The 22433-nt window shown below is 70.4% G+C and carries 19 protein-coding genes; 7 read left to right on the top strand and 12 right to left on the bottom strand.

Features of this window, described 5'->3' with window-relative positions:
• Nucleotides 1–68: 68 nt before the first annotated feature.
• The gene (locus CACI_RS06195; protein WP_012785468.1) at nt 69–914 is read right to left on the bottom strand and encodes a hypothetical protein; all 846 of its coding nucleotides are present in this window, start codon (nt 912–914) and stop codon (nt 69–71) included.
• A gap of 38 nt (nt 915–952) precedes the next feature.
• A complete protein-coding gene (locus CACI_RS06190) occupies nt 953–1456 on the bottom strand; it encodes a SigE family RNA polymerase sigma factor (protein ID WP_012785467.1) in 504 nt (167 codons plus the stop codon).
• Between the two features lie 158 nt (nt 1457–1614).
• Between CACI_RS06190 and CACI_RS06185 the strand changes: the two genes are divergently transcribed.
• Complete coding sequence (locus tag CACI_RS06185; protein ID WP_012785466.1) at nt 1615–2781, top strand: AI-2E family transporter; 1167 nt, start codon at nt 1615–1617, stop codon at nt 2779–2781.
• Here the strand turns inward: CACI_RS06185 and CACI_RS06180 are convergent.
• Together CACI_RS06180 and CACI_RS06175 are read right to left on the bottom strand one after the other, a co-directional pair.
• A complete protein-coding gene (locus CACI_RS06180) occupies nt 2732–3076 on the bottom strand; it encodes a DUF2087 domain-containing protein (RefSeq protein WP_012785465.1) in 345 nt (114 codons plus the stop codon). The genes CACI_RS06185 and CACI_RS06180 overlap by 50 nt on opposite strands.
• Nucleotides 3077–3122: 46 nt before the next feature.
• Entirely contained in the window at nt 3123–3863 is a 741-nt protein-coding gene (locus tag CACI_RS06175; RefSeq protein WP_012785464.1) for an alpha/beta hydrolase, read from the bottom strand.
• Between the two features lie 104 nt (nt 3864–3967).
• Here CACI_RS06175 and CACI_RS06170 point away from each other — a divergent pair, with 104 nt between their 5' ends.
• From CACI_RS06170 to CACI_RS06155, 4 genes are all read left to right on the top strand, one after another.
• Complete coding sequence (locus CACI_RS06170) at nt 3968–4975, top strand: ABC transporter ATP-binding protein (RefSeq protein ID WP_012785463.1); 1008 nt, start codon at nt 3968–3970, stop codon at nt 4973–4975.
• A gap of 1 nt (nt 4976) precedes the next feature.
• Nucleotides 4977–6116: an ABC transporter permease subunit gene (locus CACI_RS47055; RefSeq protein WP_012785462.1), complete on the top strand. Its 1140-nt coding sequence runs from the start codon at nt 4977–4979 to the stop codon at nt 6114–6116.
• 85 nt (nt 6117–6201) lie between these two features.
• On the top strand, nt 6202–7287 hold the full coding sequence (locus CACI_RS06160) for an ABC transporter ATP-binding protein (protein WP_012785461.1): 1086 nt from the start codon (nt 6202–6204) through the stop codon (nt 7285–7287).
• Nucleotides 7284–8123: an ABC transporter permease gene (locus tag CACI_RS06155; RefSeq protein WP_012785460.1), complete on the top strand. Its 840-nt coding sequence runs from the start codon at nt 7284–7286 to the stop codon at nt 8121–8123. Before CACI_RS06160 ends, CACI_RS06155 begins: the two co-directional genes overlap by 4 nt.
• A gap of 49 nt (nt 8124–8172) precedes the next feature.
• Here CACI_RS06155 and cax read toward each other — a convergent pair whose 3' ends face one another.
• The 4 genes from cax to CACI_RS06135 all read right to left on the bottom strand — a co-directional run bounded on the left by cax (nt 8173) and on the right by CACI_RS06135 (nt 12388).
• Nucleotides 8173–9270 carry a calcium/proton exchanger gene (gene cax, locus CACI_RS06150; RefSeq protein WP_012785459.1) on the bottom strand — a complete coding sequence of 366 codons (1098 nt, stop codon included), beginning with the start codon at nt 9268–9270 and terminating at the stop codon, nt 8173–8175.
• 37 nt (nt 9271–9307) lie between these two features.
• Entirely contained in the window at nt 9308–10072 is a 765-nt protein-coding gene (locus tag CACI_RS06145) for a class I SAM-dependent methyltransferase (protein ID WP_041540091.1), read from the bottom strand.
• A 131-nt stretch (nt 10073–10203) separates the two neighbouring features.
• Complete coding sequence (locus CACI_RS06140) at nt 10204–10524, bottom strand: hypothetical protein (protein WP_012785457.1); 321 nt, start codon at nt 10522–10524, stop codon at nt 10204–10206.
• Between the two features lie 76 nt (nt 10525–10600).
• Complete coding sequence (locus CACI_RS06135; protein WP_012785456.1) at nt 10601–12388, bottom strand: 3-hydroxyacyl-CoA dehydrogenase family protein; 1788 nt, start codon at nt 12386–12388, stop codon at nt 10601–10603.
• A gap of 146 nt (nt 12389–12534) precedes the next feature.
• Between CACI_RS06135 and CACI_RS06130 the strand changes: the two genes are divergently transcribed.
• On the top strand, nt 12535–13506 hold the full coding sequence (locus CACI_RS06130; RefSeq protein WP_012785455.1) for an LLM class flavin-dependent oxidoreductase: 972 nt from the start codon (nt 12535–12537) through the stop codon (nt 13504–13506).
• A gap of 195 nt (nt 13507–13701) precedes the next feature.
• Here CACI_RS06130 and CACI_RS06125 read toward each other — a convergent pair whose 3' ends face one another.
• The gene (locus tag CACI_RS06125; RefSeq protein ID WP_012785454.1) at nt 13702–14106 is read right to left on the bottom strand and encodes an SCO5389 family protein; all 405 of its coding nucleotides are present in this window, start codon (nt 14104–14106) and stop codon (nt 13702–13704) included.
• Nucleotides 14107–14335: 229 nt separating this feature from the next.
• On the opposite strand from CACI_RS06125, the gene CACI_RS45160 reads away from it, so the two are divergent.
• Nucleotides 14336–16834 (top strand): helix-turn-helix domain-containing protein, encoded by a 2499-nt coding sequence (locus tag CACI_RS45160; RefSeq protein ID WP_012785453.1) that lies wholly within the window; start codon nt 14336–14338, stop codon nt 16832–16834.
• 365 nt (nt 16835–17199) lie between these two features.
• Here CACI_RS45160 and CACI_RS06115 read toward each other — a convergent pair whose 3' ends face one another.
• The 3 genes from CACI_RS06115 to CACI_RS06105 all read right to left on the bottom strand — a co-directional run bounded on the left by CACI_RS06115 (nt 17200) and on the right by CACI_RS06105 (nt 22261).
• Nucleotides 17200–17454: a LysR family transcriptional regulator gene (locus CACI_RS06115; protein ID WP_223297465.1), complete on the bottom strand. Its 255-nt coding sequence runs from the start codon at nt 17452–17454 to the stop codon at nt 17200–17202.
• A 53-nt stretch (nt 17455–17507) separates the two neighbouring features.
• Nucleotides 17508–18476 carry a hypothetical protein gene (locus CACI_RS06110; RefSeq protein ID WP_012785451.1) on the bottom strand — a complete coding sequence of 323 codons (969 nt, stop codon included), beginning with the start codon at nt 18474–18476 and terminating at the stop codon, nt 17508–17510.
• 200 nt (nt 18477–18676) lie between these two features.
• Entirely contained in the window at nt 18677–22261 is a 3585-nt protein-coding gene (locus tag CACI_RS06105) for a hypothetical protein (RefSeq protein WP_041540089.1), read from the bottom strand.
• Between the last annotated feature and the right edge of the window lie 172 nt (nt 22262–22433).

Here is a 22433-nt window from a genome sequence, read left to right as displayed (position 1 = left end):
GGTGGTGCTTGCTGTTTGGTGCTCGATGCGTGGTGTTTGGTGCTTGTACTCGGTGCCGGCGCCCGGTGCTACTTCCCGTACGGCTTCGGCGTGGAGTTGTCGAAGGTGCCGATCTTCACGCCCTGCGCGTCGTACTCGTCGAAGGTCACGCCGAAGCCGTTGTCCTTCGCGATCGGCAGGAAATAGAAGGCCTGCTCGGGCAGGCCGGGCGCGGGGATCGTCTCGGCGGTGACCGGAGCCAGACCGTCGACGTGCGCGACGATCTTCGCGACGTCCGCTTTGACCATGCCCATCTGCAGAGTGCCGGCGGCGTGTTCGTAGTCGTACTTCAACCATTCCTGATAGCCCCAGAGGGCGTTCGCCGGGTCCTTGACCGGGAGGCAGTAAGGGATCGTGGGAGCGGTGCCGCGCAACGGGTTCTGGCCGTCCACCGTGATCACGAACCCGAGGCACTTCTCCCCCGCGGTGAGTGCGTTGTTGCCGGGGGCGGTCTCGGCGGTGACCTTCCACTGCCGGCCCTCCACCGTGCCGGTCGCGAAGACCGTCGGCTGCGCCGGCAGACCGCTCGCCGGCTTGCCCTGCGGGTCCGCCTTGGCCGGAGCGCTTTCGCTTTCCTTGGCCGGCGGCGGCACGACGACGCCGGTGTGCGGCGGCGCGACGACACCGGGCGTGCCGCCGCCGGCCGTGCTGGTGGTCCTCGCCGTACCGGGACCGGCGGCGATGGCCGTGGCGGCCAGCGGCACGGCGGCGACGATGGCCAGCGCGCCGCCGGCGACGGCGCTCCGGCGCCCGAGGACCCGGCGGCGCCCGGCGGCGACGATGGCGTCGGTGGGCGCCGAGGTCCGGCCGCGGTCGGCGACCGCGGGGGCGAGCAGCTCGCGCAGGGCGGAGCCGTCGAAGTCTTCTTCGTTCATGGATTCCCCTCTTCCGTGTGAGTGGCCTTGGCGACGCCTCAGCGCGAGGCGAGCACCGAGGCATGCGCCCGCAATTTGGCCAGCGCCTTGGACGACTGGCTCTTCACCGTGCCGACCGAACAGCCGAGAATCTGCGCGGTCTGCGCCTCGCTGTAGTCCTCCCAGTACCGCAGCACCACGACCTCGCGCTGCCGCTTGGGGAGCGACGCCAGCGCCGCCATCAAGCCGGCCCGCTGATCGACCCGCGCTGTCAGATCCGGATCACCGCTTCCGCGCTCGGGCGGGACAGCGGTGAGATCCTCCACAACGCGCCGCTTCCGGAAGCGGTTCTTGTTCTGGTTGATCAGGATCCGCATGGTGTAGGCGTCCATGCTCTCCGCGCCGCGCACGCGCGCCCACGAAGCGAACACCCGCACCAGCGCTGTCTGCGCCAGGTCCTCGGCGTGCCCGGCGTCCCCTGTGAGCAGCGCCGCGGCTTGCACCAGCCATGTCCAGCGGCCGGCCACGTACTCGCGGAACTCCGCCTCTTCCTCGGCTCTCATCGGCACCTCCTTCGACCTTGCAGACCCGGAGTGTGCCCCTCGGAGTTGCCCGGCGGACCGATCCCGTCCTCACGGCCGCGTTCAGGATCGGCCGTTCGCTCCCGAACCCCCCGCTCCGCCACCGGCCTTGTGGCACGCCCCTCCTCTAAACTCGCCCCATGAGCTCCGCCGATCAGGTTCCTGCCGAGTCCGGAAGCAGCGCGCCCGGACGGGCGCCGCTGAAGCCGGCGCTGACGCGGACGCCGCCGTTCGCGATCGGGCTGGTCGGCGGGTTCGGCGTGCTGGCCGCGTACTACCTGGGCAAGACGCTCACCAACGTCGTCGACATCATCGTCATGATCACCATGGCGCTGGTTTTGGCCGCCGGGCTCAACCCGTTCGTGGAGATGCTCACCGCGCGCGGCTTCCACCGGCGCTGGGCGGTGACGATCGTCGCGCTCGCCGCGCTGGGGCTGTTCGCCGGCTTCATCGTCGTCATCGCCAAGCCGCTGACCGACCAGACCTCCTCGCTGGTGCACAACGGCGTGCCCGACGGGCTGAAGAAGCTCCAGGAGAACTCGACGATCCAGCGGCTCGACAAGAAGTACCACCTGATCACCAAGCTGCAGAACTGGTTCACCACCGCCGACACCACCAAGACCCTCGCCGGCGGCGCCTTCGGCTTCGGCAAGGCGGTCCTCACCAGCGTCTTCAAGGCCTTCACGATCCTGATGCTGACGCTGTACTTCCTCGGCTCCCTGCCGGCGATGACCTCCGGCGGCCTCAAGCTCGTCCCGCGCTCCCGCCGCGAGCGCGCCGCGGACCTGACCGACCGCGTCCTGAACCGCATCGGCGGCTACGTGTCAGGAGCCCTGGTCGTCTCCACGTGCGCGACCCTGGCCAGCTGGCTCGCCATGTCCCTGATCGGCGTCCGCTTCGCCCTGCCGCTGGCCCTGCTGGTCGGCCTCACCGACCTGATCCCGATCATCGGTGCGACCTTCGGCGCCTTCATCGCCTGCACCGTCATCCTCCTGCTGGACTCCCCGTTCAAAGCCCTCGCGGCCCTGATCTTCTTCGTCCTGTACCAGCAGCTGGAGAACTACCTGATCTACCCGCGCGTGATGTCGCGCACCGTGGACCTGCCCCCGGCGGTCGCGGTGATAGCAGCACTCGCCGGCTACGCCATCCTCGGCGTCTCCGGCGCGCTGCTCTTCATCCCCCTGACCGCCGGCCTCCTGGTGATCGTCCGGCAGATCGTGCTTCCGGCCCAGGACCGCGACCCAGAGGCACCGACGACTACGCCGGATCCGGAAGCCGATACTCCCGCCCAGCCTGATCCCGCATGAGGTGCCGACTCTCGACCAGGTACCGGCGCAGCGCGACGTAGTCGTCGAAGACTGACATCAACGCCGCGTTGACTTCCTGCTCGGTATACGCCCGCCCCGGCTCGAAGGCCCGCGCGGCGATGTGCCCCAGCAACCGATCGCGCAACCCCTGGCTCCGGCCGCGCAACGACGGCATCTGCACCACCCGGCCACGGCTGTAGCACTGGATGATCTGCGGGTCGGTACTCCCCGAACCCCGGTCGGCGGGCTGGCGTGATCGGGACTCTTGTTTGTCGTCCGTGGCTGTGTCTTCCATGGTTCGATCCTCGCCACGCGGCTGGCTTGTGCCAAACCAATATCCGCTATTCAGCGAACGTCTCGAACTCCCCGTCCCAGGTCGTTGCCAGCGGATAAGCCGCCGGGTTCACGCGCTTCACGATCTCGTTGTGCGCGCGCTGCACGTACTTCTCGCCGACCCACAAGTGCTTCGCGCCGTCCACGCCGATCACCTCGGCCTGCGGGATGCGGGCGAAGCGCTCGGCGGCTTCAGCCGGACGCAGGTAGTCGTCGAACTCGGGGACCAGCACTACGACCGGCTTCCCGGACGCGCCCCAGCGGTCCAGGTCCTCCGGCCGGGAGTAGCGCAGCGGCGGGGAGAGCAGGATCAGGCCGTCGATGGTCGGGTCGTCGCCGTACATCAGGGCCAGGTCGGTGCCGAAGGACCAGCCGATCAGCCAGCGGTTCGGGAGGTCGGCGAAGTCCGCGTACTCGATGGCGGCCTGGACGTCGAAGCGCTCGCCCACGCCGTTGTCGAACTCGCCTTGGCTGCGGCCCGCCGGGGAGGTCGTGCCGCGGGTGTTGAAGCGGAGCACTGCCAGGTCCGCCAGGGCCGGGAGGCGCCAGGCGGCCTTGCGGTAGACGTGGCTGTCCATGAAGCCGCCGTGGGTGGGCAGCGGGTGCAGCGTGACCAATGTGCCGGCCGGGGTGCGGCCTTCCGGCGGCAGAGCCAGCTCGCCGACCAGGTCCAGGCCGTCGGCGGTGGTCAGGGTCACCGGACGGCGCTCGGCCGGCAGGATCGTGGTGGCGCGGATGTCGGTGCTCATCGTGATCCACGGTACCTCCCCCTACTTATGGCTAATGCCGGGCCCGGTAACGAAAGACCTAAGAGCGACGCGGCATAAGGCCTGATCCCGATAGCGTCTACCGCATGATCGAAGCTATAGGGCTCACCAAGCAGTACGGCGACAAGAAAGCCGTAGACGGCTTGACGTTCACCGTGCGACCGGGGGTGGTGACCGGCTTCCTCGGACCGAACGGTGCCGGAAAGTCGACGACCATGCGGATGATCCTGGGTCTGGACGCGCCGTCGTCCGGCTCGGTCACCGTCAACGGCCGCCCCTATGCCAAAGCGGTCGCGCCGATGCGCGAGGTCGGCGCGTTGCTGGACGCCAAGGCGATCCACGGCGGCCGCTCCGCCTACAACCACCTGCTGTGCCTGGCGCAGTCCAACCACCTGCCGGCCCGCCGGGTCGACGAGGTGCTGGAGCTGACCGGCCTGCGCGAAGTGGCCAAGAAGCGCTCCGGCGGCTTCTCCCTGGGCATGGGCCAGCGGCTCGGCATCGCCGCGGCGCTGCTCGGCGACCCGCGGGTGCTCATGTTCGACGAGCCGGTCAACGGCCTGGACCCGGACGGCATCCGCTGGATCCGCGAGTTCATGCGCAAGCTGGCCTCCGAGGGCCGCACGGTGTTCGTCTCCTCGCACCTGATGTCTGAGATGGAGCACACCGCGGACCACCTGATCGTGATCGGCCGCGGCCGGCTCCAGGCGGACTGCACGGTGAAGGAGTTCATCTCCCGCAACTCCGAGCAGACCGTCACCGTCCGCACCCCGGATCCGATGCAGCTGATGCAGCTGCTGGCCGGCAAGGGCGCGCGCGTCACCAACGACGCCAGCGGCCTGATCACGGTGCGCGGCGCCAGCCCGCAGCAGATCGGCGACCTGGCCTTCGACAACCAGATCCGGGTGCACGAACTCGCGCCGCACCAGGCCTCGCTGGAAGAGGCCTTCATGGAGATGACCAAGGACGACGTCGAGTACCGCGCCGTCAGCATCGGCCAGGGCCCGGGAGGCCCAGGGGGTCCCGGCGGACCGGGCGGACCCGGTGGACCGCAGAACCCGTACGCCGCCCCCGGCCAGATGATCGGAGCCCGTTGAGATGAGCACCCCCTCGCAGACCGGGCAGCCGCAGCAGCCGGGCACGGCTTCCGGACAGGGTCCGGCCGGCGCCGGATACGCCGCCGCGCAGGACCAGGTCACCACCCAGCAGGTCCCGGCGCCGGGATACGCACCCGGCCAGCAGCAGGCGGGCCCGGGATACGCGCCCGGCCAGCAGCAGGCGAACCCGGGATACGGACCGCCGCCGCAGGGCCCCGGTTTCGGCGGCCAGCCCGGCTTCCCCGGCCAGCCGGGCCAGCCCGGTCCCGGTCAGCCCGGTCAGCCCGGCCAGCCCGGTCCGATCCAGTACGCCCAGCCCGGCTACGCCCCGAACCAGCAGTCCCCGAACCTCGCCTTCGCCGGCGCGGACCCCTTCCCGCAAGCGAGGGCCAGCTTCGGCGCCGCGCTGCGCTCGGAGTGGACGAAGATCCGCACCGTCCGCTCCACCTTCTGGACGCTGCTGATCACCATGGTGATCACCATCGGGCTCGGCTCGCTGATCGCCCTGGGCTCCTCGAGCCACCCCAGTCCCGACGACGACTTCACCGCGAACTCCATGTCCGGCCTGTTCTTCGGGCAGCTGGTGATCGTGGTGTTCGGCGCGATGGCGATCACCGCCGAGTACAGCACCGGCATGATCCGCACCGCGCTGACCAGCCAGCCCCGGCGCGGCACGCTGCTCGGCGCCAAGACCGTGATCGTCGCGGCCGTGGCGCTGACGGTCGGGCTGATCTGCTCCTTCGCGTCGTTCTTCATCGCCACCGCCATCTACTCCGGGCACGGCATCCAGCTGAGCCTGTCCGACCCCGGCGTCCTGCGCGCGGTGATCGGCGGCGGCCTGTACATGACCGTCACGGCCCTGCTGGCGTTCGGGCTCGGCGCGCTCCTGCGGCACACCGCCGGCGCCATCACCACCGCGGTCGGGATCTTGTTCGTCCTGTTCATCCTGGTGCAGTTCCTGCCCGGGAACTGGCGGACGGACATCAGCAAGTGGATCCCGTTCAACGCCGGGCTGCAGATCATCACGACCCGGCCGCAGGACGACATGCTCTCGCCGTGGGCCGGCTTCGGGGTGTTCGTCGCTTATGCCGCCGTCGCGCTGATCGGCGGAGCGATCGTCATGCGCAAGAAGGACGCGTAGGCACTGCTTTTCAGGGTCTTTTCAGTAAGCTGAGGCGGAGTCGGCGGCACGCCGGCTCCGTCTCGCGCTGGCTGAGGGGGCTGCCGTGATCGAAGTGCACGACCTGTCCAAGCGGTACGGCGACAAGATCGCCGTGGACCACCTGACCTTCGCGGTGGAACCGGGCCAGATCACCGGATTCCTGGGCCCGAACGGCGCGGGCAAGTCCACCACGATGCGGCTGATCCTGGGCCTGGACCGCCCGCAGTCCGGGACCGCCACCATCGGCGGCGTCCCGTACGCGGATCTGCGCGAGCCGCTGCGCAAGGTCGGCGCGCTGCTGGAGGCGCGCGCCGTGCACACCGGCCGCTCGGCCTACAACCACCTGCTGTGTCTGGCGCAGAGCCAGGGTCTGCCGCGAGCGCGCGTGGACGAGGCGCTGGCGCTGGTCGGACTGACCGAGGTGGCACGCAAGCGGGCCGGCGGCTTCTCCTTGGGCATGGGCCAGCGGCTGGGCATCGCCGCGGCGATGCTGGGCGATCCGCAGGTCTTGATCCTGGACGAGCCGGTCAACGGGCTCGACCCGGAAGGCGTGCTCTGGATCAGGAACCTGATGAAGTCGCTGGCCGCCGCCGGCAAGACCATCTTCGTCTCCTCCCACCTGATGAGCGAGATGGCGCAGACCGCCGACCACCTGATCGTGATCGGCCGCGGACAGCTGATCGCCGACGAGTCGGTGGACGCCTTCATCGCACGCTCCTCGCAGCGCTCGGTCCTGGTGCGCACGCCGCAGCCGGCCCAGCTGGCCAAGGAACTGGAGCGGGAGGCGGTCGCGGCGTCGGCGTCGAGCGCCGCCAACGGGAACGCCAACGGGAACGGGAACGGCGGCGGCTCCCCCGACGCCGATCCCGACGGCGCGGTGACGGTGACGACCACCGACGACGGCGCCCTGATCGTCCGCGGCATGGAAGCCGCCGAGATCGGCGAGAAGGCCGCGGCGGCGCGCGTCGTCCTGCACGAGCTGACCCCGCAGCGCGCCTCGCTGGAAGAGGCGTTCATGGAGCTGACCCGCGGCTCGGTCGAGTACCACGTGGAACTGGACCAGCACCGCGACCAGGTCCCGGTTCCCGCCCAGGACACCCCCTCGGTCGCCACGGCCGACCGGACTTCCGAGAGCGAGGCCGCCGAATGACCGCCACGACCGCCGCCGGCGCCCCGGCTCCCGCCGCCGAGAGCCGCTCCGGCGCCGCGTTCCCGCGCCTGCTGGCGATGGAGTGGACGAAGCTGCGCAGCGTGCGCTCCACCGTGTGGTCGCTGCTCGCCTTCGTGGTCCTCACCCTCGGCCTGTCCGCGCTGCTCACCTGGCTCCAGATCAGCCAGTGGGACAAGCTCGACCCCGACCAGCAGCTGTCCTACCGCCGCGACGCGACCGGCAACATCCTGGGCTCCGGCTTCGTCCTGGGCCAGCTGGCGATCTGCGTCCTGGGCGCCATGGTGATCACCGCCGAGTACTCCACCGGCATGATCCGCGCCTCGCTGCTCGCGGCGCCGAAGCGGACGCCCATGCTGGCCGCCAAGGCGCTGGTCTTCGCCGTGGTGACGTTCGTGATCGGCGAGATCGTGGCCTTCGGCGCGTTCTTCATCGCCGCCCCGATCGTGCACAGCAAGGCGCCGGTGAGCATCGGCGACAAGGGCGTCCTGCGCGCCCTGTTCGGCGCCGGGCTGTACCTGATGATGCTCGGTCTGTTCGCGATGGCGATCGGCGCGCTGGTCCGGCACACCGCGGGCGCCATCACCGGTGTCATCGCCTTCGTCGAGGTCCTCGCGCCGTTGGCGCAGCTGCTGCCCGGCTCGCTGGGCAAGCACATCCACGCGTACCTGCCGACCGAAGCCGGACACCTGGTCGCCCAGACCGTCCCGGGGCCGAAGGACCTTCTGTCGGCGTGGCAGGGCTTCGGAGTGTTCGCGCTATGGACCGCGGTACTGCTGGTCGTGGCCGGAATCATCATGAAGCGGCGAGACGCCTGAAGGCTGCTCGGCATCGTCGAGGTAGGTGCCCGGTCGCACGACCGGGCACCTACCCCCACCAGAAAGCCGTCGCCACCAACACGTAGAGCCCGATCATCGCCGATCCCTCCAGCCAGTCCGACTCGCCGTCAGAGATCAGATACAGCACCGCCAGCGTCGCGATCCCGACCGTGGTCACCAGCATCGGGTTGAACACCAGGGTGAACGCCGGTCCCCCGATCACCGGCGAGAGCAGCACCAGCGCGGGCGCCAGCACCAGGGCGATCTGCAGCGGGCTGTTCAGGACCACCGACAGCGCGTGGTCGGCCTGGTTCTGCCAGGCCAGCTTCACCCCGACCGCGTTCTCCACCGCGTTGCCCGCGATGGCGACGATCACCAGGCCGGAGAAGGCCTGCGAGATGTGCAGCGAGTTCATCGCCGGGGTCAGGGCGTCGACGAACAGGTCGGAGACGTACGCCGCGGCCAGGCCGGTGACGGCCAGCATGCCGACGGCCAGCCACAGCGGCCAGTGGTTGCCCCCGCCCTCCTCCTCGCTGGCCTCGGCGGACTGCTCGGCGGCTCGCGGTTCCGCCTCTCTGCGCAGGCTCGCCGGAATCGACAGGGCGAACACCGTCAGCAGGACGATCGCCGTGATGCGGGACAGCGCCACCTCGTGGCCGGCGGCCGGGGAGTGGATGTAGGACGCCAGACTCGGGATCAGCATCGAGGCCACCGACAGGATCATCAGGCCCATGATGAGCCGGGCCCGCTGCTCCGAGAACCGCAGCACCCCGTGGCGCGCGCTGCCCACGGTGAACGACAGCCCCAGCACCAGCAGCAGGTTGGCCAGGATCGAGCCGATGATCGCCGAGGTGACCACGGTCGTCAGGCCGGCGCGCAGGGCGAAGATCGAGATGAACAGCTCCGGCAGGTTGCCCAGCGCGCTCTGCAACACCCCGACCGCCCCGGCGCCGAGCCGGTCGGCGAGATGGTCCACGGCCCGCCCCACGAGCGCGGCGAGCACGGCGACCGCGGCCGCCGAGACCACGAACGGCAGCACCGAGCCGCTGCGCACCACCACCGCTCCCACCGTGGTCACCACGGCCAGACCCAGGAAGATCAGGTCCGACCGGGAGAAGACTCGTGAGCGTTCCGCAAGCGCTGTCATGGTTGGCGACTATAGGGGATCGTAGAAGACGAGCGGATCAGGCTCCAGGCTTACGCGCCTCGATGAGGAAGCGCCGCGAGTACGCCACGAACGAGCCCTCGCGCTCCATGTGCTCGTGCATGCGCAGCAGATCGTCGCGGTACTTCTCGACGGTGAAGTCCGGCACGAACCAGATCACCTTGCGCAGGAAGTAGACCATCGCGCCGATGTCGAAGAACTCCATCTTCAGCTCGGCTTCTTCCAGGCCGACGATCTCCAGCCCGTTCTTCTCAGCCTCCTGACGCGCCAGCGCCGGTTCGCGGAAGCTCTTGCCGGTGGGCTTGGGACCGAGGAACCACTCGTAGACCTCGTGGCCGCTGTCCGGACCGATGTGCTGCGAGAAGTAGGTACCGCCCGGCGCCAGCACCCGCGCGATCTCGCGCCAGTGCGCCATCACCGGATGGCGGCTGGTCACCAGGTCGAAGGTGTTGTCGGCGAAGGGCAGCGGCGGCTCGTCCTCGTCGAAGACGATGACCACGCCCTTGTCCCGCAGGTTCTGCTGGGAGATCGCGATGTTCGGCGGCCAGCCCTCGGTGGCGACCGTGGCGCCGGACGCCCGCTGCGGCACGCCGGCGAGCACCTCGCCGCCGCCGGTCTGGATGTCCAGGTGCAGGTGCGCGGCGCCGACGCGCTCACCCAGCTGCCGCTGGTATCCCCACGGCGGGCGCTCCTCGGCGGCGCGGCCGTCCAGCCAGGAGAAGTCCCAGCCGCTGACGTCGACCGCGTCGGCCTCCGCGATCAGTTCCTCGAAAGTGCGGTCCATGGCGCACATGATCGCGGGTCGGCGTGCCGCTCGCCAAGAGCTAGGGGTGTTCGTGCGCTGACTTTAATCAAACTTGTAACGCGCAGCGTTTCCGTAACGGGCGGTGGTGGGAGACGGGTGGGCACAATCCTTTACCTGGCGCGCCTTCTGGACCGCGCGTTCCAGCACGGCGTGTGCCAGTGCCGCCGGTCCTGCACGCCGATGCCGTGGTCCTCCTTCGGCCAGGCCACGATGTGCGGCACCCCGGCCCGGATCTCCTGCTCGCATCCGGGGCAGCGGTAGACCTTCTGCGCCGCCTGCCCGGGAATCCCCCGCACGGCCCAGTCCCGGCCGTCGGGTCCGGGCTCGATCCGGTCGTAGCCCAGGACGCGCGAGGCCATCCGGGCGTTCGCGCCGTCCGTCTCGTCGTCGGGAACGTCGGAGCGGCGGGGCGGGCGGCGGCGCGGGCTCATGCGTCCAGGGTAATCAGCCCGCGCCCCGCAGTCGGTCACCCGCCTCGCCGCGCCGACGCCTCTCGTCCCGCCATGCTCAGCGGGAGCTGTAGTCGCGGAACCCGCGACCGGCCTTGCGCCCCAGGTACCCCGCGGTCACCAGGTGTTCCAGCAGCGGCGCCGGGGCGAAGCCGGGCTCGCGGAACTCCAGGTAGAGCACGCGCTGGATGGCCAGCGAGACGTCCAGTCCCACCACGTCCAGCAGCTCGAACGGGCCCATCGGGTAGCCGCAGCCGCGCTTCATCGCGGTGTCGATGTCCTCGGCGGTGGCGTAGTGCGCCTCCAGCATCTTCACCGCGTCGTTCAGGTACGGGAACAGCAGCGCGTTCACGATGAACCCGGCGCGGTCGCCGCAGTCCACGGCGACCTTGCCCAGCCGCGCGCAGACGGCGTGCACGGTGGCCACCACGTCGTCGGCGGTCTTCACCGTGCGCACGACCTCGACCAGCTTCATCACCGGCGCGGGGTTGAAGAAGTGCACCCCGACCACGTCCGCCGGCCGCTGCGTGGCCATCGCGCACTCGATGACCGGCAGCGAGGAGGTCGTGGTGGCCAGGATCGCGCCGGGCTTGCCCAGCTCGTCGAAGTTCGAGAACAGCGCGCGCTTGACCTCGACGTCCTCCACGACCGCCTCGATGACCAGGTCGCAGTCGGACAGGTCGGTCAGGTCGATGGTGCCGATCAGGCGCTCCAGCGCCGCGTCCCGGTCCCCGGCGGCGAGCTTGCCGCGCTGCACGGCCTTCTCCAGCGAGCGCGAGATCGCCGCGCGCGCGGCGTCCACCTTGGCCGTCGCCCGGGCGACCAGCACCGTCTGGTAGCCGGCCTTGACGCAGACCTCCGCGATGCCGTTCGCCATCGTGCCCGAGCCGACGACGCCGATCCGCCGCACGTCGCGGACCGCCGAGCCGTGCCGGCCCTGGCCGGCGTCGGGGGTCTGCTCGTCGTCGACCACGACCGGGGAGTCAGAGCTCTCATATGTATAGAATCCGCGACCGGTCTTGCGGCCCAGCAGCCCGGCGGTCGCCATCTGCTTCAGGATCGGCGCCGGGGCGTGCAGCCGGTCGCGCCCCTGCTTGTACATCGTGTCCAGGATCTCGTAGGCGGTGTCGATCCCGATCAGGTCCAGCAGCGCCAGCGGGCCCATCGGCAGGCCGCAGCCGAGCCTCATCGCGGTGTCGATGTCCTCGCGGGTGGCGTACTTCTGCTCGTACATCGCCACCGCGTGGTTCAGGTAGCCGAACAGCAGCGCGTTGGCGATGAAGCCGGCGCGGTCCCCGCAGGTGACGTCGTCCTTGCCGAGCCGGCGCACCAGCGCCTCGACGTCCTCGACCACCTCGGGGTCGGTGACCACGGTGCGCACCACCTCGGCCAGCTTCATGACCGTCGCCGGGTTGAAGAAGTGCACGCCGACCACGCGCGAGGGCCGCGCGGTCGCCACCGAGATCTCGGTCACCGACAGCGCCGAGGTGTTGGTCGCCAGGACCGTCTCGGGCGGACAGATCGCGTCGAGGCGCTGGAAGACCGAGCGCTTGAGCTCCAGGTCCTCCGGCACGGCCTCGACGACCAGCTCCGCGGCGGCCAGGTCGTCCAGGCTGGTGCTGAAGGCGACCCGGTCCTGCAGCTCCTGGGCCTCGGCGTCGGTCAGCTTGCCGCGCTTGACCGCGCGCGCCACGGAGGACCGCAGGTGGCCGCGGCCGCGGGCCAGGCCGGCGTCGTCGACCTCGACGCCGATGACCTTGATGCCGTTGCGGGCCATGACTTCGGCGATGCCGGCTCCCATCGTGCCCAGGCCGACGACGCCGATGGTGGTGAACTCGCGGGGCATGGGTATCCGTCTCCTTGAGTTTTGATGACTCGCAGCTACTAGAGGGATGGAGTCTGCGGTTACTCGCCAGTATCTACGCGACACCCCGGTTCTGACAGCACCTTCTTGCCTGTGAGAGTGCCCACACGGGTTACACACTGGTAGCTATGCGTATCGGTCTTTTTCTGGTGGCGGCGGGCTTTCCGGGCATCTCGGCGGAGCAGGCGCTGCGCACCGCGCTGGACCTCGGCGTCGCCGCCGAAGACGCCGGGTTCGACGACGTCTTCATGGCCGAACACCACTTCATGCCGTACGGCACCTGTCCGTCAGCTCTCACTTTCGCCGCAATGCTGGCCGGGCGCACCCGCGGGATCGGGCTGGGGACGGCGGTGACGGTGCTGTCCACCGCGCATCCGGTCGCGGTGGCCGAGCAGGCGGCGATGCTGGACGTGCTCACCGGCGGGCGGTTCACGCTGGGGGTCGGGCGCGGCGGGCCGTGGGTGGACCTGGAGGTGTTCGGCACCGGGATGGAGGGGCTCTCGCGGCGGGCGTTCGCCGAGGCGCTGGACGTGCTGTGCGCCTGGGGATCGCAGGACGCTGTCTCCTACGACGGCGAGTTCCACCGGTTCCGCGAGGTTCCGGTCGTTCCGCGCGGACGTCCGGGGATGCTGGTGGCGTGTACGTCCCCTGAGACGCTGGAGATGGCGGCCGGCCGGCGACTGCCGATGCTGCTCGGCATGCACGCCGACGACGCCGAGAAGGCAGCGATGGTGCGCGCCTACGGCTCCCCCGCGCCGCACGCGTCGGTGGTCGTCGCACAGGTCGCCGAGTCCCGCGGCGCCGGTATCAGGCTTCTGCGACAGACGATGCCGACGTGGCTGCGCCCCGGCCTGGCCGCGCACGTCCGCTTCGACGGAACGCAGGCGGCGATGCGCGACCCCGACGCCTATGCCGAGTACCTGACGGCGATCCATCCGATCGGGCCGGCGTCCTACTGCGCGGACCGGATCCTGGAATCGAGCCAGGTCACCGGGATCGAGCACGTCCTGCTCTTCGTCGAGGGCGGCGGTCCCGAGCACACGCCGGCGAATATCAAAGCTCTGGGAAGCTCGGTCCTGCCGCTGCTGCGCGGCGCGTGAGAATCGCCGAAATCCCTTATCCGGGCACAGGATCGCCCAGACACAAGAAAGAGCCGGTGGCGACCTCTGCCCCCTGGGCCGCCACCGGCCTTTCGCAAGTCCTCCGGCCTCGATTCGGGATGCCCGCACCAGCCCGTGCGTTCAGTACGGCTATCCGACCCCGAACCGTCCCCACCAGCTCCGGAGACTTGCGGCTCAGCAGTCGCGCAGCAGCGGCGACTGGTTCAGCAACTGAGCTCGGACGGAAGTGAAGCGGCTGTAGACCTCGGAGTCCTTGGCGGTGTCCGCCGGGAAGACCGCGACGCGGTGGCAGTTCTGGAAAGCGAGCCGGACGCCGAAGTGCCGCTCCAGGCAGCCGCGGATCGCGTCGCTGGCCAGGGCGCGCAGCAGCTGTCCGCGCGCCGTCTCATCCGGCGGCGGCGTGGTGTTGTCGACGAATCCGGTCCCGCCCGAACCGTCGACGTGCAGCCGGGTCGACAAGTCGCTGACCATCCGCCACGCGTAGGGCAGCGAGTCCCGGACACACTCGGCGAACTGCTCGTCCGACACCTCACCGCGTTCGGCGGCGTCAAGCAGATCCGGGGAAACATCGAGGGACATATCAGGGGACTCCTCCCGGTAGGGGATACACCTAGAGGCATGGCCCATCGCGGAGGTCTTCTAACCTGTCGGGACGAAGGGCTTTCAAAACGACATCAGCACACGACTGATGTCCAACGTCTTTCCGCCATCGCCCTCGCGAGCTGGGACGGATACCCTTCAGGCGCACAAGGTGTCGAAGGCTGCGCGCCCGAGGAGGAACGCGCCGGACCAGAGTCGGGATGGCGACGTGGACGAGGCCGAGAGCGCTCCCCGGGATCCGCGCGCGCTGCTGGCTGCCGAGTTGCTGGCGGTGCAGGAGGCCACCGGGCTCAGTCTCAAGGAGTTGGAGCGGGTCACGCACGTCAGCGACTCGTCCTTGTCCCGTTACCTGGCCGGACGTTCGGTGCCGCCGTGGACGGTGGTGCAGGCGATGAGCCGCTTGGCGCGCCGCGATCCCGACGGGCTGCGCACGGCCTGGGCGGCGGCACGCGGCGCGCGGCTGAACGTGCCGCGCGGCGTGGCGGGTATCTCGGGCGGCGTCGCGGGCGGCGTCGGCGGCGTCGGCGGTGCCACCGGGTTGGGGCGCGACGACCTTCCGCGCGCCCCCCTCGGTTTCGTCGGACGCCGTCCGGAACTGGCGACTCTGGTCACGACGCCCGGGGTCTGGGTCGTGGACGGCATGGCGGGGGTCGGCAAGAGCACGCTGGCGGTGCGCGCCGCGCGGGCCCTGGCCGAGGCGGAGCGTCGCAGGACCCTGTATCTCCATCTGCACGGGCACACCTCGCATCGCGCGCCGCTGGCGCCGGAGGCCGCGCTGACGGCGCTGCTGAGCGCGATCGGCGTGCCGGACAAGCGGATTCCGGAGGATCCGGACCTGCGGGCCGCGTTGTGGCGGGGCGAGGCGGCGCGGCGGACGCCGGTGGTCGTGCTCGACGACGCCGTGGACTCCGCGCAGGTGCGTCCGCTGCTGCCGGGTGCGGCGGACGCCGTGGTGCTGGTGACGAGCCGGCGGCGGTTGGTGTCGCTGGAGGGCGCGCGGTCGCTGACGCTGGCGGTGCCCTCGCTGCCGGAGTGCCGCGAGCTGGTGGACGTGATCGCCGGGCCGGAGCGGCGGGCGGCCGAGCCGGAGGCCGTGGACGCGATCATCGAGGCGTGCGGCCGGCTGCCGCTGGCGGTGCAGCTGTGCGCGGCGCGGTTGCGGCACCGGCCGGCGTGGAGCGCGGCGTTCCTGGCCGAGCGGCTGCGGGACGAGGAGCGCCGGCGCCGTGAGCTGGCGGCGGACGGCGGCGGCGTGGGCGCGGCACTTGCGTTGTCAGTGGCGCACCTGAGGGAGACCGAGCGCGCCGGGTTCGCGCTGCTCGGGTCGCTGCCGGGCCTGGACTTCGACGTCTACGCCGCCGCCGCGCTGATCGACGCGCATCCGGCGGACGCCGAGGACCTGTTGCAGACGCTGGTGGACGCGCACCTGCTCGACGAGTCGGCGGCCGGACGCTACCGCTTGCACGACCTGACGCGCGACCACGCGCGGGCCATGGCGGACCCGGCGCGCGCGGCGGCGGAGCGGCGTCTGGTGGACTACCACATCGCGGCGGCGGCTGCGGCGTCGACGGCGTTCGATCCGTACGGCTCGGCCCGGATCGGCCTGATCCAGCCCGGCCTTCCCGACGACCGCCTGCCGGACTTCGCGGACGCCGCGGAAGGCGGAGCCTGGTTCGAGGAGCATCTCCCGACCCTGATCCACCTGTCCGGGACCGCCCTCGACGCACGGTCGCTGGCACTGCTGCGCAACAGCGTCTGCTTCCTGTGGACGAGCGGCCAGCCCGCCGCCATGACCGCCCTGGGCCACCTCGCCCGAACCGGCACCCGCTCCCCCGGCGCGGAAGAAGACCACGCCTGGGCCGCGCGCATGCTGGGCATCGCATCCCTGATCGCGGGGCGCCCCGAGGAAGCCATCGAGCACTTCGAGACCGCGCTGATCGGCGCCGGCGAGACCCTGCGCGCCACCCTGATCGGCGCCCTGTCCATCACCGCCACCACCCTGTGGCGCCTGACCCAAGCCCGCGACTACGGCGAACAAGCCGTCGCCTACTTCCGCGCCAACCCCGACCCCCACCGCCTGGGACTGGCCCTGACGAACCTGGCCGAAGTCGCCAAACGCCAACGCCACCCGGAAGAAGCCCTCACCCTCGCCACCGAAGCCCTCACCCACTTCGAGCAAAGCAACTACGAAACCGGACGCAGCGCGGCCCTCATCGTGATCGCCGACGCCGAACGCACCACCCACCACCCCCACCAAGCCCTGGACCACTACCTAGCGGCACTCCACACCGCCGAGGAACAGCAATACTTCGACAGCACCACCCGCGCCCTCCAAGGCCTCGCCATCACCCACCGCGACCTGGCCGACCCCACCCAAGCCCTGCACTACCACGACCGCCTCGAAAAACTCCTCACCGAAGCCGACCCCACCCACCCCGACCTCCCCGAATCCCTCAACGAACGCGCCCACACCGAACTCACCGCCCACCACCCGAAGCACGCCCAAGCCACCGCCGAACGCGCCCTCACCCTCGCCCAGGAGGCACCCAACCCCTACGAGGAGGCCCGGGCGTCGACCCTCCTCGCGAATCTCGCGACACTGCACGGCGACCCAGCCCGGGCGCAGGAGCTGAACCGGCGCGCGGAGGAGATCTGGGCGGCGCTCGGGATCGCGGCTTGGGATGGAGTGGCGGCCTCAGAGGGCTGAGGTGGTGGGCGGGTCGCGAGACCGGTGCGGTTGAGTGGTGGGTTTTTCGGAGCTTTACGGCTTCGCGCGGGTGTTGATGGCCTCGCAGGGGGCGCAGTTCGGTGGAGGGTGGTGGGGCAGCGCCGGCGGCCGGCGGTCTTCGTTGTCCACGACCCCGCACCGGTCCGAGTCAGGGCAGACAAACTCGCGGCTGCTCTACGCGCAGGCTGTCAGCTTGCTTGCTGGCGGGCTTGTTTGCTGGCGGCTACTTGCTGGCTTGCTGGCGACCGGCGATCCACCACATCAATGGCACATCACCAGCCGCCAGCCCTCAGCCTTCAACCCTCCAGCTCCCATCCCCGCTCCCGACTCCCCACCCCCACCCCTCAAGCGATCCGCCGCACCTCGTCCACCAGCGCGTCCAGCTCGGCGGTGACTGAGGCGGCGCCGGTTGCGAGGCGTTCGCCGGCGGGGGTGAGGGTGACGCCGCGGGAGCCTCGGAGGAGGAGGGGGACGCCGAGGTTTTTTTCGAGTTGGCGGATTTGTTCGGAGAGGGTCTGCTGGGACATGAACAGGCGGCGGGCTGCTTCGCTGATGCTGCGTTCGCGGGCTACGGCCAGGAAGGATCTGAGGAGGCGCATGTCCGGCGTTTGCATGGCGGGGTTGTCTCGTCAGGGGCTGTCGGTGGTGATCATCAGTGGTAGCCGACGGCGTGGAGGCGGGCTTTGTAGAACTCCGCTCCGTAGGACAGGCCTCGGGTGAAGGAGCGGGCGCCGGCTGCGTTGAAGAATTGGACGTCGGGGTTGACCCAGTTGCGGGTGTCTCCGTGGTACTTCTTGCCGGTGCTCTGGACCCAGAAGGCTTCCCCGGAGGAGTGCTGGCTGAAGGACTTCACCGCGTGGTTGGCGTGGACGGTGCTCACCGCGTGGGTGGTCTTGTTGATGGAGATCACCGCGGTGCTGTGGCTGACGAGCAGGATCGCGCTGTTCTTGTAGGAGGCGTCGAGGCTGTGGCCGAGGTTGCTCGCGCCGATGGAGATGTTGACGCCGCCGGTCAGGCGGGTGTTGCGGTAGGTGCCGCTGACCGCGTAGGAGGTCGCCTTGCCCTGGCCGACCGCCCAGAGGCGGTTGTGGACGTCGTCGTACCACAGGCCGTGCGCGCCGGGGAAGCTGATGGTCTGCACCAGGGCGAGCGTGCTGGGGTCGTTGACCGCGGTCGGTGCGTAGACGTGCAGGTAGCCGCCGGAGGAGGCGGCGACGATGGCGCCGATGTTCGGGATGCGCTCGATCGCGTGCGGGTTGGAGCCCGGGGCGGCGTGCCACAGCAGGCTGCCGGTGCCCTGGGTGCCCGAGGCGTTCTTGTCGATGATGCCGACGTTGCCGCCGGAGGCCGCGACCAGCGCCACCTCGCCGAACTTCGCCGTGTTGCGGAACTTCACGTCCGACAGGTTCGACCAGCCGCCCCCGCCCGGCGACCACACCCACTTCGGCGAGGTCCAGCCCGCCGCCGAGGAGTAGATCTGTATCTGGTTCCGGTACTGCTCGCACACAGCGACGTCATAGCTCGCGGCGGCCTGGGCCGTCCCCTCGGCCAGCCACATCGTGGCCGGCGTGGCGACGGCCGCCGCCGCCCCCGCGAGCAGAGTCCTTCTGCTGAGTTGCATCTTCGCTCCCACCGTGTGGAACCATCTCGGGTTCTGTTAGGGCAACATCCTGATTCACCACCCCCGCCGCAGCCAAGGGAGTGGGACGAAAACGGGACGGGGACGCCGGAACGCCGACGGCCGCGGGATACCCCTCCCCCGCGGCCGTCGGACAGCGCCGGCACCCCCACTGGAACCGGCGCCGGCGCCGACCAGCGGTCTCAGTGCGCGGTCAGGCTCTGCCACACGACGAGCCCCGCACTGCTGACCACCGTCAGGTTCCCGTTCGCCAGCAACTGCAGCGACTCCCCCGCCCCGGACGTCCCGGCGGACCACGTCACCGTCCCACCGGTGGCCTTGCTGTAGATCGCCAGGTTCCCGTCGGTCCCCAGAACCAGATACGCGTTCGGGTTCCCGCCGGTCCCATAGGTCTTCAGCACCTGGCCGGTCGCGGTGTCCGTCAGGCTGAGCACACCGTCGACCAGCCTCACCGTGGTCTTCGCGTTCGACCACGCCGTGCCGTTCGCGTGCACGGTCTGCCCCTCGACGGCGACGGTCAGCGCGGAGCCCGCGTCGATGTCGCCGATCGTCTGCGGATCGCCGAAGGTCGCCAGGCCGCCCGAAGCCGCCCCGCCGGCCCAGTCGTCCACGACGCCGTCGGAGGTCACCGCGATCACATCCGGCTGCCCCGTCCCGTGCAGATCGGCGGTGTAGACCGCCGGATACTGCGCGCCCGGGATCGCAGTGACCTGAGTCCCGGCCGGCGTGACGCCCGCCGGGACGCTCAGCACCGTCCCCGACGCGCCGGTCGGCGTCCCGAGGTTCACCGGATAGCCGGCCGTGTCAAAGGTGATCGGGTACTGCCGCAGCGTCCCGGAGGCGTCCCGCGTCCAGATCACGTGCCGCCCGCCGACGACCCCCGGACCGAGCACAGTGACCCCGTCCCAGCCGCTCGTGCCCAGCTGGATCGCCGTCCCGACGAAGTCCTGCATGGTCTGCCCCTGGTAGTACCACAGGGCGCCGTTCTCCACGGTGAGCAAGCCCGGCGCGCCGTTGTCGATCCCGGCCACCGGGTCGCCGGCGTACAGGTCCCCGGGCGCCACGACCTGGCTGACCGTGCTCCAGTCCGTGTCGTCGTACCCGGCGCAGGAGCCGGTGGACGTCGTGAAGCACGCGGTGGTCGAGCTCGCGTCCCCGGCCGAGCTGTCGTTCTCCTCGTCGGAGAGCACCCCGGCCTTGGTCACGTTCACGACGTTCGCCGGGTTGGCGAAGTTGCCGCCAGCGGCGCTGCGGCTGTTCTTGTCCAGGTACAGGTTGTGGTTCGCGGTGTCATAGGCCCACAGGTCGTCGACCGCGCCGTTGGTGAAGGACCCGTTGTGCGTGTACAGATACGCCGACCACGCCGACGTCCCGTCCGGACTGGTCGCCGGAGCCGCCAACGGCACCCCCGCCGCGCCGGGACCGGCGTTCCCCGCGTACTCGACCAGGTTCCCGCCGCCGTCGGTGGCGACCAGGTCCGGCACACCGTCACCGGAGACGTCCCCGGCGCTCACCTTCGCCGCCGGGTTCCAGGGGACGTAGAACGAGTAAGCACTCTGCGCCGACACGTTCCCGGCGTTGTCCGTGGCCTGCGAGTAGAGCGTGTGCACGCCCCATTGCGGCGTGCTGAAGCTCAGCGTCGCAGCACCCGAAGTCGCCGCCGCGAACGTCGCGCCGGAAGCCGGGACCGGCGTGTCGAAGGAGTAGTTGAACCCGCGCAATCCGGACGCCGTCCCGGCCGCCGGCGCGGGGTCGGTGGAAGCCAGCGTGAGGCTCCCGGCCTGGCCGGTGGTGAGCGTCGGCGTCTGTCCGCTCTCCAGCGAGGGGAAGCTCGCCGAGGTGGTCGCCGCGTCGTTCGGCGCGGTCTTGTCGACCCGGAACGCGCACGTCCCGGTCTGCGCCGACGACAGGTACTGGTCGGAGGTGTGCAGCGACCACTCGTACTCGTTGCCGTCGGCCAGCGTCGGGGTGTTCACGCTGACCGTGCCGCCGGTCTTGACGTACCCGGTGGAGTCCGTCGTGGTCTTGACACCGGTGGTCGCGTCGGTGATCGAGTAGATCCCGTACATCTGCGCCGCCGCGACGGAACTGGACGCCTTGGCGGACAGCGTCGCGACCGTCTTGCCGCCGAGGTTCGTGATCCCGAGCCAGCCGGGCGCCGATGTGCTGCCGCACGGCGCCGCCGTCCCACCGGTCAGGACCGGGGTCGGGGAGGCCGTCAGGGCGCTCGGCGTGCCGGGCGTGATGTCGTAGGTGGTGACCAGCACGGCGGTGGACCGGTTGAACCGCTCCAGGCTGCTGCTGGCGCTCTCATAGCCGTACAGCCCGACGCTCACGCTGCCCACGCCCTGCGAGGCGAAGTACGAGATCGGACCGGTGATCGAGAAGTCGACCGGCACGCCGCCGCCGCACTGGGTGCCCTTGGAGTTCCCGTTCGTCTTCACGCTGCGCGAGGACATCGGGTTCGGGACCGAGGCGTTGCTCTCCCGCGCCGGCTGGTTGCTGTAGTCGGTGCTGCTCCCGAACGGGCCGGTCCAGGCCAGCGCGACCGTGTACGTGGCCTGCGCGCAGCTGTCGTACGCCGAGTAGTCCGAGGTGATCTTGAAGTCGGACGTCAGCACATGCGTGCTCTTCGACAGTCCGGACATGCTCAGCAACAACAGACTGCGCTCGATGCCGATGCAGCCGGAGAACTCGTTGTAGCCGACGCCGAGATCGGTGATCGTGTTGTAGTTCGAGGTCCCCGAGCAGCCGGACTGGATCTCGTCCGAGTCCAGGATCCCGGGCGAGGTGCTCGGCGCGCTCCAGGTCGGATCGACATAGAGCGGGAACGCCGGAGCACTGGAACCCGAACCTGAGCCCGAGCCGGACGACAGCCGCGAGAAGTCGGAATCCAAAGCGATACCGGTCGCGGTCGGCGTCGCCTTCAGCACGGCGCTGTGCGCACGCCGCCCGGGACCGGACGCGCTCGACACCGCGGCGTCGGCGGCCAGCGGATCGGTGTCGGCGCCGGCGGTTCCGGGCGCCGCGGCGGTCGCCGAGTCCCACATCGCGGCGGTCGGCGCGGACATGACCGCCACACCGGTCGCGCTGTCCACGGCGTGCAGGTTGCCGCCGGGATCGGCTTGCAGGCGCAAGCCGGTCAGGCTGGTCTGGAACGACAAGTGCGCGGCGCGCGCCGCAGCCGCCGCGTCCTGGACGGTGAAGACCTCGCTGAACCCGCCTTCCCGGTTCACGGTCACCGTCAGGTCGATACCCGGGTAGACCTGCGCGTAGGTGGCGCTCGCGCCGTTCAGCGCCGGAGCTGGCAGGGCGACCGGCAACGACAGCGCCATGGCGTGACCGGCGTGGTCCGCGACCCGGATGACCGGGCCGGAGCCGCCGCCGGACAGCGTCAGCGTGTCCGCCGTCGCGACCGGGCTCAGGCTGCCGTCCGCGGCGCGCCGCAGCGTGGGATCGAGGGCGACCCACTGCCCGGCGGCGTTCTTCGTCCGGGCCGGTTCGATGTCGGTGGCCACGGTGTAGGTGCCGTCGGCGTTGGCGGTGGTGGTCGAGCTCTCGGTCGTCAGGGCGCTGACGGCGACGGCCTTGCCGGAGGCGCGCGCCTGGAGCGAGGCGGCGGCGAGCGGGTCGGCGGCGGCGGCCGCGGCCGACGAGGTTCCGGTACCGCCGACCGCCGCGGCGGAGGGCGTGCCGGTACCGGCCGCGGCGGCGCTCGGCATCGCCACCGCGGCGGTGCAGACCGCCGCGGTGATCAGGCTTGCCAACCGGTGCCGGGATTTGCTTGCATGAGGGGCGGAGCGAGTCAGCACTCTAATAACTCCTGGTCGGATGAGGTTGGGACTTCCTCGGATCAGGCCTGGACGATAGTCAGCGCGCGCCTGGAACCACCAGGTATGGGGCTACAGGAAGATCCTGTGGCCCGCGTGTCAACGGATC

It is taken from the genome of Catenulispora acidiphila DSM 44928, from assembly GCF_000024025.1.
In the GTDB taxonomy this organism is placed as follows: Bacteria; Actinomycetota; Actinomycetes; order Streptomycetales; family Catenulisporaceae; genus Catenulispora; species Catenulispora acidiphila.
Note: the sequence above shows the minus strand (reverse complement) of the source record. Positions and strands in the feature narration are given on the sequence as shown.

What these genes read in the sequence shown, in the direction of transcription:
- CACI_RS06195 (WP_012785468.1), bottom strand. Translation starts at nt 914, where the DNA reads ATGAACGAAGAAGACTTCGACGGCTCCGCCCTGCGCGAGCTGCTCGCC.
- CACI_RS06190 (WP_012785467.1), bottom strand. Translation starts at nt 1,456, where the DNA reads ATGAGAGCCGAGGAAGAGGCGGAGTTCCGCGAGTACGTGGCCGGCCGC.
- CACI_RS06185 (WP_012785466.1), top strand. Translation starts at nt 1,615, where the DNA reads ATGAGCTCCGCCGATCAGGTTCCTGCCGAGTCCGGAAGCAGCGCGCCC.
- CACI_RS06180 (WP_012785465.1), bottom strand. Translation starts at nt 3,076, where the DNA reads ATGGAAGACACAGCCACGGACGACAAACAAGAGTCCCGATCACGCCAG.
- CACI_RS06175 (WP_012785464.1), bottom strand. Translation starts at nt 3,863, where the DNA reads ATGAGCACCGACATCCGCGCCACCACGATCCTGCCGGCCGAGCGCCGT.
- CACI_RS06170 (WP_012785463.1), top strand. Translation starts at nt 3,968, where the DNA reads ATGATCGAAGCTATAGGGCTCACCAAGCAGTACGGCGACAAGAAAGCC.
- CACI_RS47055 (WP_012785462.1), top strand. Translation starts at nt 4,977, where the DNA reads ATGAGCACCCCCTCGCAGACCGGGCAGCCGCAGCAGCCGGGCACGGCT.
- CACI_RS06155 (WP_012785460.1), top strand. Translation starts at nt 7,284, where the DNA reads ATGACCGCCACGACCGCCGCCGGCGCCCCGGCTCCCGCCGCCGAGAGC.
- cax (WP_012785459.1), bottom strand. Translation starts at nt 9,270, where the DNA reads ATGACAGCGCTTGCGGAACGCTCACGAGTCTTCTCCCGGTCGGACCTG.
- CACI_RS06145 (WP_041540091.1), bottom strand. Translation starts at nt 10,072, where the DNA reads ATGGACCGCACTTTCGAGGAACTGATCGCGGAGGCCGACGCGGTCGAC.
- CACI_RS06140 (WP_012785457.1), bottom strand. Translation starts at nt 10,524, where the DNA reads ATGAGCCCGCGCCGCCGCCCGCCCCGCCGCTCCGACGTTCCCGACGAC.
- CACI_RS06135 (WP_012785456.1), bottom strand. Translation starts at nt 12,388, where the DNA reads ATGCCCCGCGAGTTCACCACCATCGGCGTCGTCGGCCTGGGCACGATG.
- CACI_RS06130 (WP_012785455.1), top strand. Translation starts at nt 12,535, where the DNA reads ATGCGTATCGGTCTTTTTCTGGTGGCGGCGGGCTTTCCGGGCATCTCG.
- CACI_RS06125 (WP_012785454.1), bottom strand. Translation starts at nt 14,106, where the DNA reads ATGTCCCTCGATGTTTCCCCGGATCTGCTTGACGCCGCCGAACGCGGT.
- CACI_RS06115 (WP_223297465.1), bottom strand. Translation starts at nt 17,454, where the DNA reads ATGCGCCTCCTCAGATCCTTCCTGGCCGTAGCCCGCGAACGCAGCATC.
- CACI_RS06110 (WP_012785451.1), bottom strand. Translation starts at nt 18,476, where the DNA reads ATGCAACTCAGCAGAAGGACTCTGCTCGCGGGGGCGGCGGCGGCCGTC.